The organism is Flavobacterium taihuense (assembly GCF_019351435.1).
In the GTDB taxonomy this organism is placed as follows: domain Bacteria; phylum Bacteroidota; class Bacteroidia; order Flavobacteriales; family Flavobacteriaceae; genus Flavobacterium; species Flavobacterium taihuense.
On the sequence record NZ_JAHWYN010000005.1, the window covers coordinates 1 to 13,222 of the forward strand.

At 34.0% G+C, this 13,222-nt stretch carries 12 protein-coding genes, 1 tRNA gene and 1 rRNA gene; 8 read left to right on the top strand and 6 right to left on the bottom strand.

The window, feature by feature from the left end:
* Positions 1–89, top strand: a 5S ribosomal RNA gene (gene rrf, locus KZH69_RS06660); the annotation flags it as partial.
* Positions 90–194: 105 nt separating this feature from the next.
* Here the strand turns inward: rrf and KZH69_RS20660 are convergent.
* The 4 genes from KZH69_RS20660 to KZH69_RS06680 all read right to left on the bottom strand — a co-directional run bounded on the left by KZH69_RS20660 (position 195) and on the right by KZH69_RS06680 (position 3,307).
* On the bottom strand, positions 195–353 hold the full coding sequence (locus KZH69_RS20660) for a transposase (protein WP_369410646.1): 159 nt from the start codon (positions 351–353) through the stop codon (positions 195–197).
* Between the two features lie 384 nt (positions 354–737).
* Positions 738–1,013: a transposase gene (locus KZH69_RS06670; protein ID WP_255557661.1), complete on the bottom strand. Its 276-nt coding sequence runs from the start codon at positions 1,011–1,013 to the stop codon at positions 738–740.
* 631 nt (positions 1,014–1,644) lie between these two features.
* Positions 1,645–1,719: transfer RNA gene (locus KZH69_RS06675), tRNA-Val, on the bottom strand.
* A gap of 337 nt (positions 1,720–2,056) precedes the next feature.
* Positions 2,057–3,307, bottom strand: a complete 1,251-nt coding sequence (locus tag KZH69_RS06680) for a glycosyltransferase (protein ID WP_219316680.1) — start codon at positions 3,305–3,307, stop codon at positions 2,057–2,059.
* Between the two features lie 111 nt (positions 3,308–3,418).
* Here KZH69_RS06680 and KZH69_RS06685 point away from each other — a divergent pair, with 111 nt between their 5' ends.
* From KZH69_RS06685 to KZH69_RS06705, 5 genes are all read left to right on the top strand, one after another.
* Complete coding sequence (locus KZH69_RS06685) at positions 3,419–4,000, top strand: MiaE family protein (protein ID WP_219316681.1); 582 nt, start codon at positions 3,419–3,421, stop codon at positions 3,998–4,000.
* 36 nt (positions 4,001–4,036) lie between these two features.
* Positions 4,037–6,793, top strand: coding sequence for an AsmA family protein (locus KZH69_RS06690; RefSeq protein WP_219316682.1), 2,757 nt, complete (start codon positions 4,037–4,039; stop codon positions 6,791–6,793).
* 363 nt (positions 6,794–7,156) lie between these two features.
* Positions 7,157–7,951 carry an MlaE family ABC transporter permease gene (locus KZH69_RS06695; protein WP_219316683.1) on the top strand — a complete coding sequence of 265 codons (795 nt, stop codon included), beginning with the start codon at positions 7,157–7,159 and terminating at the stop codon, positions 7,949–7,951.
* Positions 7,952–7,953: 2 nt separating this feature from the next.
* Entirely contained in the window at positions 7,954–8,730 is a 777-nt protein-coding gene (locus KZH69_RS06700) for an ABC transporter ATP-binding protein (protein ID WP_219316684.1), read from the top strand.
* 3 nt (positions 8,731–8,733) lie between these two features.
* Positions 8,734–9,711 (top strand): MlaD family protein, encoded by a 978-nt coding sequence (locus KZH69_RS06705; protein WP_219316685.1) that lies wholly within the window; start codon positions 8,734–8,736, stop codon positions 9,709–9,711.
* Positions 9,712–9,805: 94 nt separating this feature from the next.
* Here KZH69_RS06705 and KZH69_RS06710 read toward each other — a convergent pair whose 3' ends face one another.
* Complete coding sequence (locus KZH69_RS06710; protein ID WP_219316686.1) at positions 9,806–10,504, bottom strand: hypothetical protein; 699 nt, start codon at positions 10,502–10,504, stop codon at positions 9,806–9,808.
* A gap of 216 nt (positions 10,505–10,720) precedes the next feature.
* Positions 10,721–11,956 carry a bifunctional folylpolyglutamate synthase/dihydrofolate synthase gene (locus KZH69_RS06715; RefSeq protein WP_219316687.1) on the bottom strand — a complete coding sequence of 412 codons (1,236 nt, stop codon included), beginning with the start codon at positions 11,954–11,956 and terminating at the stop codon, positions 10,721–10,723.
* A gap of 128 nt (positions 11,957–12,084) precedes the next feature.
* On the opposite strand from KZH69_RS06715, the gene KZH69_RS06720 reads away from it, so the two are divergent.
* A complete protein-coding gene (locus KZH69_RS06720; RefSeq protein WP_219316688.1) occupies positions 12,085–12,780 on the top strand; it encodes a MotA/TolQ/ExbB proton channel family protein in 696 nt (231 codons plus the stop codon).
* Positions 12,781–12,783: 3 nt separating this feature from the next.
* Entirely contained in the window at positions 12,784–13,179 is a 396-nt protein-coding gene (locus tag KZH69_RS06725; RefSeq protein WP_219316689.1) for an ExbD/TolR family protein, read from the top strand.
* The last annotated feature ends 43 nt before the right edge of the window (positions 13,180–13,222 follow it).

Genomic DNA, 13,222 nt, shown 5'->3' on the forward strand with positions numbered 1-13,222 from the left:
GCTCACCTCTTCCCATCCCGAACAGAGTAGTTAAGCCCGCCTGCGCAGATGGTACTGCAGTTATGTGGGAGAGTATGTCGCTGCCTTTTTTTACTAAAACCCCGTTTCGAAAGAAACGGGGTTTTTTGTTTTACAATAGTTTTAAAAAAACAGATTTTTAAAAACTTAAATGGATCAGAAGTGAGACTTGGGGATTAAGTAAAAAGATTAGATAGTCTGGATAATAAAAAGTCAACTTTCCTTACCTCTCTAAACTGACTTCTAAAAGCTTTTATTTTTGCATTAAAAGATTCAGCAGCTGCATTCGTACTTCTATTGTCAAAATAGTTTAAAATTGACTTGCAGTTAAAAATATGGTATTGAGTAGGATATTAAAGTTTTTAAAAGCTGATTCCTCCACCAATGCCCTAGTTTGTTCATTGCAATGTGTTTGTCTTTATTGTTATTGTAGATGCCCCGAGGTTGCCGGATTAGGTTATTGGTTATTTTTATATCAGGATATAACCCAAATACCATTTTAACTTTTTCATTTTGACTCTCAGTCTATTTTTCGCTAGATTTATAACGTACATATTTGCTTCTGGCCAAAAGTTATTTTACAGAATTTCCATTAGGTAAGAGTTCTGGAGTATATATTCTATTTTCTCTTTTTGTTGTAACGTCAATTAATTAGTATAATCCATAGCTTCCCATCGATGTTTGATCTTAATCTCCTTTAATGCTTCCAAGGCTAATTTTTAGACATGAAATCTATCGGTTACCTGTACGGCTTTTGGGAAGCTATACTTTGAAATTAACTTCATAGAATTAGCCATATCCAATGTTATTTCTTTGACATAACATCTGCTTTTATAATCAATTTTACAGATGTGCTCTATGACTTGATCAGTCTTAGTTCCAGCAACAATTGCCACTAAGGAATCTTTTTTGCCTTTGGCTTTTTTGTTGGTCACAATAGTATAAAGTTCTCCCTGAGACAAAGCCACTTCGTCAATTGATAGATATGTGTTCATATTTTCAGGATAAAGAATCCATTGATAAGCGTGTTCACGTGAAGCCCAAGTGCTGAAGGAGCTCTGGTATTTTTTATGCTGTCTTTGGAGTTCCTTTCCGTTAACTCGCAAGAAACCTCCAATGGTGTGGCAGTCTGTAGTCTTTTATCTATTAATCTCTTTTTAAAAAGAAGCAAACTCCTGAGTCATGTGGCTTCTTTGGTTTCTAGCTGCCAATCTCTTTTAATAATTTCTCCAAAGGTTATATTTCTCCAACAACATCGTTTAATTTACATCTGAGAGCAAAGCCCTGAAGGGTAATCTCATCCTGAAAATCCTTTGATACCAGTGCAAATGCATCAAACTCTTATGAGGGCTTAGTTTTTTCCTCAAAATACAAATGTAATATTTCTTCTGTGTTAGTGGTAGAAACCACGTTAAGGTGTTATACTGAAAAATCAGGTAGCATTAATTTTAAAAGGTCTTTTGGGGCTTCTCGAATGCTTAGATTGTAGATTTCTTATTTTATTTTGATATTTGCTCCCAAAGGTTTGTTCTTGATACATTATCCTGTTTTAGGGCTAATGCCTGAAAATTGCGAATATTTCAGTTTAAGGCAAAAAAAAACTTCTCAATTTCTTGAGAAGTTTTGTGGGCGATGAGGGGTTCGAACCCCCGACCCCCTCGGTGTAAACGAGGTGCTCTGAACCAGCTGAGCTAATCGCCCTGTTTTATTAGGCTGCTATCATTTTGTGATTGCGAGTGCAAATATAGGCTAGTTTTTCGCTTATGCAAAACATTTTTAAATAAATTTTGCTTTTTATTTTAGGGAAACATTTAGTTTGCTGGTATTTAGTGTTTTAAAATCTAAATAATTTGTAGTGAAATTGGTTTTTATTCGGAAAATAGATGCTAAGAGCCTAAGTTGCTAAGATTCTAAGCTATAAAAGCGGCCAAGAGGTTATGAATTTTAAGGATTGTTGTGAAATTTTTCGATTAAACGGTAAAGGAATCGGTATTAATCCCTTTGATTATCATAATCCGTGGGTATTATGTCATCAGAATTACTCCTTTTTATTGTTTTTTGCTTCAATCCAGCGTGACATGTATTTGGTGCTGCTTAAAGTGTGATGCTGCAACAATGCTCCAAAGAAATTATCCAAACGATGTTGTGGTAAGTTAGAGCGTAAAAATTCAATTTTGCTTGCAAAATCATTTTCAAACATTTCTTTCGAATAGCGTTGATTTATAATGGCAATTCCGTTTTGTTGTGAGGCCGTCCAAAGTTTTTTGTCTTGATATAATTGCACGGCAGCTTCTGAAAATTTGATAACGTCATTAGTTACAAAACCGTTCCAAGGCAAATGTCCATGCATGGATTCGGAGCCAATAGTGGTGGTAATACTCGGAGTGCCACATTGCATAGCTTCAATTAATTTTCCTTTAATACCAGCGCCAAAACGCAACGGAGCCAAAACAATTCTTGCGTTTTGCGCTACTTCATTAGCATCGTTTGCTCGCCCTTTAATATGAAAACCTTCTTTTGGCTGGTGCAGTTGCATTACTTTTTGAGAGGGATATGCTCCGTAAATATGAAGTTCAGCTTCGGGTAGTTGTTTTCTCAGTAGAGGCCAAATCGTTTCTTTTAGATATTGAACGGCATTCCAATTGGGTTCGTGAAGAAAGTTGCCAATAAAAACAAAATTCTTTCTGATCTCAAACGAAGGAAAATTTTTAAAAGTAGCTTCTAAAATTGTTTCCAACAAAAAGGGTAGATAATACAGCAGTTTTTCATCAATTTTAAAAGTCGTTTTTAATATATCCATTTCGAATTCAGATATTATCAATGACAAATCACTTCTCAAAATACTGGCGATTTCTCTTTTGGCAATTTCTTCTTTTAATAAATCAACAAATTCAAATTTGCGTTTCTCCTTAAAAGCTTTCTGTCGGGCCAGCCTCAAACAATGCATATCTTCGGTATCCAATATTCGTAAGGCATAAGGGCAATTTTCGGCAACGCGCCATCCGAATTGCTCTTCCATCATAAAACGGTCAAATAAAACAATAGTAGGATTCATTTCTTTGACGAAAACATCAAAACTGGAACAGTTCAAAACAATTGATTTTTTTTTCACATCTAAGGACTTCAAATCAGCCATAAATTCACTGTCCATAGCCGGACTGGCAAACGTAATGGTAAATCCTTGTTGCTGAAACTGGGTAATCAACTGAAGCATTCGACCGCCAGCTGCCGAAGAATTGGGTTCAGGCCATACAGTTCCTATGATTAAAAGATTTTGAATTTGTAGCATAATAATTGGGTATAATGGTGCAAAATAATACAATTTAGGTGGTTAAAGCATCATTTTAAATGGAAATTCAAAAGGAAAAGACTAATTTTGCAGAACTAAAAATTACCTGTTATGCTAGGATTAAAATTAGTTACCGACCCGCGTTGGGTAAATATAGTAGAAAACAATATTGAGGAAATATTGACCGATCATGCTTGGTGTGAACAAAAAGCAGCCTCCAATGCCATAAGTTTGATTGCTTACAACTCGGAGTTAGAAGAATTGGTGACTGAACTATTGGTTATTGCAAAAGAAGAGTTGGATCATTTACAATTGGTACACAATTTAATAAAAAGAAGAGGTCTGACTTTGGGCAGGGAACGAAAAGATCATTATGTGAATGAGCTTTTCAAATTCATGAAAAAAGACGGTAGTCGCAAAGACGCTTTGGTGGATCGACTACTGTTTTCGGCTATGATTGAAGCCAGAAGTTGTGAGCGATTTAAAGTCTTATCCGAAAACATAAAAGATCAGGAATTATCTAAATTCTATCGTGATTTAATGATTTCAGAAGCCGGACATTATACTACTTTCCTTGGTTTTGCCAGAAAGTATGTAGACAATTTTGATGTCGATAAACGTTGGCAGGAATGGATTGAGTTCGAAACCTCGATTATTGTCAATTATGGTAAAAATGAAACCGTTCATGGGTAGCTATTCATAAATTTTTATTTAATTCATACCGCGCATATGGCTCCAGTCAATTACAAATCAATTTTTTTAAAGGTTTTTAAATACACAGGAATTACGCTTGTGGTGGTATTGGTGCTGATGTTCATTGCACCTTTACTTTTTGCCGACAAAATAAAAGAGCAGGTCAAAAAAACGGCTAATGAAAAATTAAACGGAGAACTGAATTATTCGGATGCCAATGTTTCCTTTTTTACTCATTTTCCATCCTTGACATTGACTTTAAATGATTTCAGTCTTAATGGATCGATTCCTTTTCAAAAAGAAAAATTAATCACTGCAAAAGAAGTAGCTTTTGGAATCAATTTGAGCAGTCTTATTTTTGGTAAAGCTATAAAAATTGATCAAATTTTTCTTTTAAATTCGTTGATTAATGTCAAAGTTAGCCAAAAAGGAGAGGCCAATTATAATGTTTACATATCCGAACCAGAAACTGAACCAAAAAAGGAGAAAGAAGAAACGGGATTAAAATTAGAGGAAATTGAAATCACCAATAGCAAAATTATTTATGATGATCGATCAACAAAAGTGCATATCGACGCAATAGGGTTTAATTATGTAGGAAACGGAGATTTAAGCCAAGCTATTTTTGCTTTGCATTCAAAAGCCAAAATAGAAAAACTGAACATCATTTATGAAAACGAACCCTATTTGATGAACAAAAAAGTGGATGGAGATTTAATAACTAAAATAAATACCAATTCGCTGTCTTTTGTTTTTGAGCAAAACGACCTCTTTATCAATAAATTGCTGGTTGATTTTACTGGAAAATTTGATTTTTTGAAAGAGGGTTATGATATTGATTTTAAAATAAAATCAAACAAAAGTAATTTGTACGATCTATTCACTGCTTTTCCTCCAAAATACATTACTTGGTTAAAAGATACCGAATTGAAAGGGAATGTAGATTTGTTTTTTACCCTTAAAGGAAAATACATTGCTTCCCAAAACATCGCTCCTGACTTGAGTTTAGATTTCAAGCTAAAAGAGGGATTCGTCAATTATAATAAAAGTGCTTTCCCTGTTTCCAATTTGAATGTGGATATCAGTACCAAAGTGGCGTCTTTGAATCCTGAACTTTTAGATTTGAATGTGCGGAACGTTTCTTTAAACGTAGAAAAAAATCAATTGAAAGCCCAATTGAAAATGAAAGGGTTGACCACTCCAGACATAGATATGGTTTTGAATTCCAATATTGATTTGGAAAAATTGAATCGTGCTTTAGGAATTTCTGACATTGAATTGAAAGGAAAACTAATTTCCGATGTAAAAGCCAAAGGTAAATACGATCAAAAACGAGGTCTTTTTCCAATTACAAATGGAAGATTGAATTTGATTAATGGTTTTGTGAAAACACCATATTATCCAAATCCAATAACTGATATCAATGTCAATACTGCGATTACCGATAAAAAAGGTACCTACAAGGATCTTTCAATGGTTCTGAAACCGGTAACTTTCTCTTTTGAGGGAGAACCTTTCTTGGTTGAAGCCGATTTGAAAAATTTTGATGATTTGAATTACGATATCAAGGCTAAAGGGATATTGAATATTAGCAAAATCTACAAAGTATTTTCGCAAAAAGGACTTGATGTAGATGGTTTTATAAAAGCTGATTTAGCTCTAAAAGGAATACAAAGCGATGCCGAAAAAGGAAATTACAGTCGTTTGCAAAACAAAGGAACCCTTGAAATCAGAAATATAAATGTGGCTACGGAGTACCTGCCAAAATCATTATTAATTAAGGAAGGGATTTTTAGATTCAAGCAAGACAAAATGTCTTTCAATACTTTTTTGGCTTCTTATGACCAGTCCGATTTTAAATTGAATGGTTATCTGCAAAATGTATTCAACTTTATAGCTTCCAAAAATGGAGTTTTGAGAGGGGAATTTACTTTAAATTCAAAGTATATCAATGTTGATGAATTTATGTCGAGTACTCCTGTTGTTTCATCTCCTGTTACAACTGTAGCTACTAATAATGCACCGCAACTTGCAACTCAAGAAACAGGTGTGATTTTAATTCCATCAAATTTGGATTTGCAATTTTACGCTACGGCTCACAAAATAAATTATCAAGGACTTATTTTGCAAGACGGAAAAGGTGCCGTAAAAATAAAGAATGGAAAAATGCTTATGCAAAATACGGGATTCAATTTAATTGGTTGTAATGTTGTTATGAATGCTGCTTACCAAGGAATGAATCCTAAAAAAGCAGTATTTGAATACAGTATAAAAGCTACCGATTTTGATATCAAAAGAGCCTACAAAGAAGTAAAAATGTTCAGGGAAATGGCTAGTGCTGCCGAGAATGCAGAAGGAATTATCTCTTTGGATTATAAAATAAAAGGAAGGCTGAACCAACAAATGATGCCTATTTATCCTTCTTTAATAGGAGGCGGGGTTCTTTCTATCAAAGATGTAAAAGTAAAAGGAATGAAAATGTTTAATGCTGTGAGCAAAACTACAGATCATGAAGCTATTAAAAATCCGGAGCTATCCAAAGTAGACATTAAAACTACAGTGAAAAACAACATCATTACCATTGAACGATTCAAATTTAAATTTGCAGGTTTCAGACCAAGAATTGAAGGTACCTCAAGTCTGGATGGTAAATTAAATATCAAAATGAGATTGGGACTACCGCCGTTAGGAATTATTGGAATTCCGCTGACAGTAACAGGAACCAAAGACAATCCAAAAGTAAAAGTGGGCAGAAAAGGGGATGAAATTGAGGAAACTCAAGATGTGGATTAAATTTTTCATGGAGTGTAATTTTTTATTTGTTGGCATATCAATGTTTGAAATGTGGATGGGTGGTTTTTCTAAAATAAAAAATAGCATTTTACATATAGATTAGCTTTAAAAGGGAATCTTTTTCTTTATTGTAAAAAAGGAGTTAGAAATACTTATTTATTTCTAACTCCTTTTTTTTGACTTCTGTTTTGTTCTAACCAACATTTTGTTTGCTAGATGTAAATTACTTGAAAAGCGCCTGGATTATGTAGCTTTTTTTTGTAAATTTATAAAGATTTCTTAATTGTTTTGTATAAGTGAAAAAGGTGTTCTCTTTATGAATAAGAAGAATCGCAAACTAGGAAATTTAATAAAAAAGAGAAAATGAACACTGTAGGCACAAAAAAATATTTGTTTTCAAAGGAAATAGATTCTTATTTTGAAGGTGTTTATAATGGTTACCGGTTTACAATTCGTTTTTTTAAAGAAGCTTTTACCTCTCCTTTTCATTTTCGGGAAATTATTAATCAGTGTTTTGAGATTGGATTAAAATCTCTTTCTTTAATAACACTTACAGGTTTTATTGTTGGAGTTGTTTTTACCAAACAATCGCGACCATCTTTAGAAAGTTTTGGAGCGGTTTCTTGGCTTCCATCATTAATGGGGATTGCCATAATGAGAGCTCTAGGTCCATTGGTAACCTCACTCATTTGCGCTGGAAAAGTAGGCTCTAGTATCAGCGCTGAACTGGGGTCAATGAAAGTAACCGAGCAAATTGATGCAATGGAAGTATCGGCTATTAATCCTTTTAAATATCTGGTAGTTACGAGGGTTATGGCTACAACTATATCTATTCCTATACTTTCCTTTTATTGCAGTTTTATTGGATTGATTGGTTCTTATTACAATGTTTCGAACGAAGAGGCGACAAGTTTGCAAGTGTTTTATCATAATGCTTTTACTAACATTTCTTTTCTAGATATTTTTTCATCGGTTACAAAAGCTTTGGTTTATGGATTTACAATTGGGATTGTTAGCAGTTACAAAGGTTTTTTTGCAACACATGGTACGCGAGGTGTTGGTAAGGCAACCAATCAAGCAGTCATACTTTCGATATTTCTCATCTTTCTTGAAGAGGTCATTATAGTACAAATTGTTAATTGGATTAGATACTTTTAATTATGGAAAAAGACAAAATTCAATTAATCAATCCAGAAGAAACTGTCATAAAAATAGAAGAATTGTATAAGTCCTTTGGTGAACTTGAGGTTTTGAAAGGCGTTGATTTGACGGTTCAAAAAGGTGAAAATTTAGCCGTACTGGGTAGGTCAGGTTCCGGTAAATCGGTTTTGATAAAAATTTTGGCTGGTTTATTAAAGCCTGATAGAGGAAATGTAACGATGTTGGGCAAACAACTGGGTCAATTGCAACCAAAAGAATTGGATGAATTGAGATTGCGTATGGGATTTTCATTTCAAAGTAGTGCCTTGTATGATGGAATGAGTGTGTTTGATAATTTGTCGTTTCCCTTAACCATGAATATAAAACATCTTAGCCGAAAGCAAGTGAATGATGCTGTTGAAGAAGCACTTGATGCGGTAGGTTTGATTGATAAAATTGAAAGAAATCCTGAAGAACTTTCTGGTGGGCAACGAAAGAGATTGGGTATTGCCCGAACATTAATTATGAAGCCAGAAATAATGTTGTACGATGAACCAACTGCGGGTTTAGATCCTGTTACTTGTGCTGAAATTAATGCCCTTATTGTCGAGGTTCAACAGCAGTATAAAACAAGTTCTATTATCATTACACATGATCTCACTTGTGCAAAAAATACTTGCGAACGCATTGCCATGTTGATAGATGGAACATTTTTAAAAATTGGAACATTTGAAGATGTCTTTAATACTGATGAAGAACAGATTAAAAAATTTTTCTCTTATAATTTTACACTTTAAGTTATGAACGAATCATCAAATAAGCGTGGTCTGTATGTAGGTCTCTTTATTTTTATAGGAATGGTATTTCTTTTTGGAGGCATTCTAATGGTTGGAAATCTTCACGAGACCTTCAAGAAAAAAATGCAATTAGTTTCTGTTTTTGACGAAGTAAACGGATTGCAAGCAGGAGCCAATGTATGGCTTTCGGGAGTCAAAATCGGTAAGGTAAGAAGCATTAGAATCAGTAAAAAAAGGAATGTTTGGGTGACTTTAGATATTGAAAACACGGCGCAAGAGTTTATCGTGAAAAATGCTAAAACTAAAATAGGAACGGATGGACTTATTGGAAATAAAGTTGTTATAATTTATGGAGGCACTGAAAATTCGCAAGCGGTAAGAGATGGAGATACCTTGATGGTTGGTAACACTTATTCTACAGAGAATATGATGAATACTTTACAGAAAAACAATGAAAACCTTTTGGCAATAACTACAGATTTTAAGAAAATTAGTCATAAGCTAACCACAAATGACGGAACTGTTGGAAAATTGCTAAATGACAATGTATTATATGACAATATTAATACAGTGGCCTTGTCGCTTAATAATGCCTCTGTAAATGCAGATAAATTAATTGCTTCCCTTAATGAATATAGTGCTAAATTGAACATAAAAGGATCTCTCGCGAATGATTTGGTATCTGATACCATTGTTTTTAATTCGATTAAAAAATCAGTTTCAGAATTAGAAAAGATGACCAAAACTGCCAATGTATTCATGGAAAATCTAAAAGTGGCTAGTAGTAATCCCAACTCAACCATAGGCATTTTGTTGCATGATGAAGAATCAGGAGCCAGTTTAAAAAAGACAATAGAGAATTTGGAAAGCAGTTCTGAAAAATTAGATGAAGATCTTAAGGCTGCCCAGAGCAGTTTCTTATTGAGAGGTTATTTTAAGGATAAAGATAAACAGGCAAAAAAATCGACTTCGTCAAAATAAAGCAATGTCAAAGAGAATTTGTATTTTTAAATAAAGAACAGTACAAATTGCTCAGCTAAATTTGTCAAAGCAATTTGTACTTTTTTTATTCTTTTTATTTTGAAGTACTTGGTAGATTATGGTAAATATAATCACCATGAATACCAGTGAAAACCAATTTTAATTCATCAAAAAAAGCTTTGCTGTCGGCTTCTTTTGGCCATGCAGCTTTTACTAATTCATCTTGTTTTTGATTGGATTTTTCAATATCGGCAAAAGAGTCATAAAAATAGGCTTCCATAAAATCTCTGCTGTCCGAACCCCAAGAATGACGGAAAGGATAATAACCTTTTATGAAAGGGTCTTTCAGGGTAATTTTTTCATTGTATTCCTTCATTCCTTTCCCTTTCCCGGTCATTGACATTTGCGATTTTCGGATGTAAACAATCATAGGTTCTTTTGTCGATGGTTTGAATTCTTTCATGCCTATTGTTTCAATCGAAGCGTAAATTTCGTCCGAGTGTAATGGAACATAATAGCTTCTGTGTTTGTCGAAAAAAGCAGTTCTCGCTTTTTCATCCGACCACGCTTTTTTCGCAAGTTCATCAGAGATAGCTTGTGCTTTTTCAATGTCTTCCCAGGTTTTGTAAACATTTACCAAAATGACTTCTGTGCTATTTCCGGTGTAATAGTGGGTGAGAATTTCCGAGCCAATTATTAAATCATTTTTGCTAGTTATTTTATCAAAATACTCTTGTTCCGTTGCCTTCCAATCTTTACCGTCAGTGTCTAAATTTCTGTGTAGGGTTGTCATCGTAATAAATACAGGTTTGGGGGGATCTTGAGCATAAATATTTATGCTTAGGAGGAATGTTAAAATTAACATTCCCAACGAAAAAAAAGGTCTCTTTCTCATAATAAAATAAAAATTAAATGATTAATTAACATAAAACACTTATAAATTTAATAAATTGTTAATCAAGTAGTTGTGAATTATTAATTTATTTTTAAAGAAAAAATTAAGAATTGTTTAAACCTCTTTATTTAAAGGCAATTCAGCCACTACAAAGGTACTACCACCAATATAGATGAAATCGTCTTTTGTAGAATTATTCTTAGCCTCGATATAAGCTTCTGTTACAGAATTGTATGCATTTCCTATAAGTGAAAAGGACAATGCTTTTTCCTGTAATTGATTCGCGTCTAAACCTCGCGGAATATTCGGTTTGCAGAAATAATAAATTGCATTTTTGGGAAATAAAGGTAATACTTCATTCAGCTCTTTGTCATTGACAACTCCTAATACAATATGTAAGTTATTAAAAGTCTCTTTTTGTATTTGTTTCAAAACAATTTCCAGACCGTTTTTGTTGTGAGCCGTGTCGCAAATTATTTTTGGGTTGTCGCCCAATTGTTGCCATCTGCCTAGTAATCCGGTGTTTTTGACTACATGCAGTAAACCTGATTTAAGGGTTTCGATACTCACCTTAAAATCAGTTTGCTCGTTTAAAATTGTGATGGTTTGGATAACCGTCTTTTTATTATGTGACTGATAATCGCCCAGTAAATCAGAAGGATTCGTTTCGGAAATCAAATCAGAAGCAAAATAGATTTTAGATTTGTTGGCAAACGCTTTTGCTAAAAAAACAGGCTGAGTTTCTGGCGTATATTCACCAATGACAACCGGGATTCCAGGTTTGATGATTCCCGCTTTTTCGGTGGCAATAGATTCGAACGTATTCCCCAAAAACTGTACGTGATCGATACCGATATTAGTAATTACCGATACCATTGGAGTAATAATGTTTGTCGCATCCAGTCTTCCGCCCAATCCCACTTCGATAATGGCGATATCCACTTTTTCTTTTGCAAAATAATCAAAGGCCAGTCCAACAGACATTTCGAAGAAACTCATGTCATTGGCTTCAAAAAAAGATTTATGTTGCTCAATAAATTCGCAAACAAAATGCTCGGAGATTTCAGTGCCATTAATTTTGATACGTTCCCGAAAGTCTTTTAAGTGAGGAGAAGTATATAAGCCTACTTTGTACCCCGCTTCTTGTAGGATGGAAGCCAGCATGTGTGAAGTAGAGCCTTTACCGTTTGTTCCTGCAACGTGTATGCATTTTATTTTTTTTTCTGGATTATCAAGATGATCTGCCAGTAGATTAACATTGGTTAAGTCTTTTTTATAAGCCGAAGCCCCTTGCAATTGATACATTGGAAGTTGACTAAACATCCAGTTTGTGGTTTCTTGATAGTTCATTATTTTTTGATAAAATAGTTGTAAATTGAAATATTTTTCGCTTTTTTTAGTTTAATATTACAGTTGAATTTTTTAATGCAAAATTGAAATATTTTTTAGAATTAATGATTATAAACCCAGAATAATATATGTTTAGTTTCATACAATTACAAGCTGATACTCTTGCCACGGCTGCCTCCAATGTTGTTATTGAAAAAATAGCACCAAATACCGAAATCTCTGTTTTAGGATTCATTCTAAAAGGAGGGTTTTTTTTAATTCCCATCGCAATTTTATTATTTTACACTTTTTATGTAATCATAGAACGGTATTTGTTCATCAATAAAGTATCCAAAGTTGACCCACTTTTGATGCGTGACGTACGCGATCATCTGACGGCAGGCAATTTCGATTTGGCGCGTTCTATTACCGAAAGAACCAATACAGCTTCTGGAAATGTAATCAAAGAAGGAATTTTATTGATTGGCCGTCCCATTGCCGAAATAGAATCGAATATGGATCGTGCTGCCGATATCGAGATTGCCCAAATGGAGCAACACTTGGGGCAACTCGGATTGATTGCGGGTATCGCGCCCACATTAGGTTTTATCGGTACGATTTCTGGGGTAATCAAGATTTTCTATAGCATCTCTGTAACCGAAAACATCAGTATTGGTAATATTTCAGGAGGTTTGTACGAAAAAATGATCAGCAGTGGTTCTGGTCTTATTGTTGGGATTATTGCCTACAGTGCCTATCACTTGCTGAACGGGAAGATTGATAATTATGCGCTAAAAGTGCAAAAGCAAATATTGGAATTCGTAAATATTATTCAAAAAGCATAAGTCATGTCTATCAAAAGAAAAAGAAGATTTCACGCCGAAGTAGCTACTTCCTCTTTGAGTGATATTATGTTTTTTTTGTTGCTTTTTTTTCTGATAATATCCACTTTGGCCAATCCGAATGTGATTAAAATGACGTTGCCAAAGTCAAAAACAAATGAAAAAACGAACAAACAATACATTAGTTTATCGGTTACCGAAGACAAGAAATTCTATATCGACAAGCAACCCGTTGCTTTCGAAGAGTTAGAAACCACTTTAATGTCTAAAATGAATACCCAAAAAGATCAAACGGTAATTGTTCGAATTCCGTTCAATTTGCAAGTGCAGGATTTGGTCGATGTATTGCAAATAGGAGTCAAGAACAACTTAAAATTTGTCATCGCCACGAGTCCGAAGTAAAATTCAAAATTTCGTTTTCAAAATAAGTTGGGCGTGACCGCAA

Excerpts from the sequence above, each read along its gene's own strand:
- KZH69_RS06710 (WP_219316686.1), bottom strand. The coding sequence starts at position 10,504 with ATGACAACCCTACACAGAAATTTAGACACTGACGGTAAAGATTGGAAG.
- KZH69_RS06690 (WP_219316682.1), top strand. The coding sequence starts at position 4,037 with ATGGCTCCAGTCAATTACAAATCAATTTTTTTAAAGGTTTTTAAATAC.
- KZH69_RS06720 (WP_219316688.1), top strand. The coding sequence starts at position 12,085 with ATGTTTAGTTTCATACAATTACAAGCTGATACTCTTGCCACGGCTGCC.
- KZH69_RS06715 (WP_219316687.1), bottom strand. The coding sequence starts at position 11,956 with ATGAACTATCAAGAAACCACAAACTGGATGTTTAGTCAACTTCCAATG.
- KZH69_RS06685 (WP_219316681.1), top strand. The coding sequence starts at position 3,419 with ATGCTAGGATTAAAATTAGTTACCGACCCGCGTTGGGTAAATATAGTA.
- KZH69_RS06670 (WP_255557661.1), bottom strand. The coding sequence starts at position 1,013 with ATGAACACATATCTATCAATTGACGAAGTGGCTTTGTCTCAGGGAGAA.
- KZH69_RS06725 (WP_219316689.1), top strand. The coding sequence starts at position 12,784 with ATGTCTATCAAAAGAAAAAGAAGATTTCACGCCGAAGTAGCTACTTCC.
- KZH69_RS06695 (WP_219316683.1), top strand. The coding sequence starts at position 7,157 with ATGAACACTGTAGGCACAAAAAAATATTTGTTTTCAAAGGAAATAGAT.
- KZH69_RS06705 (WP_219316685.1), top strand. The coding sequence starts at position 8,734 with ATGAACGAATCATCAAATAAGCGTGGTCTGTATGTAGGTCTCTTTATT.
- KZH69_RS06700 (WP_219316684.1), top strand. The coding sequence starts at position 7,954 with ATGGAAAAAGACAAAATTCAATTAATCAATCCAGAAGAAACTGTCATA.
- KZH69_RS06680 (WP_219316680.1), bottom strand. The coding sequence starts at position 3,307 with ATGCTACAAATTCAAAATCTTTTAATCATAGGAACTGTATGGCCTGAA.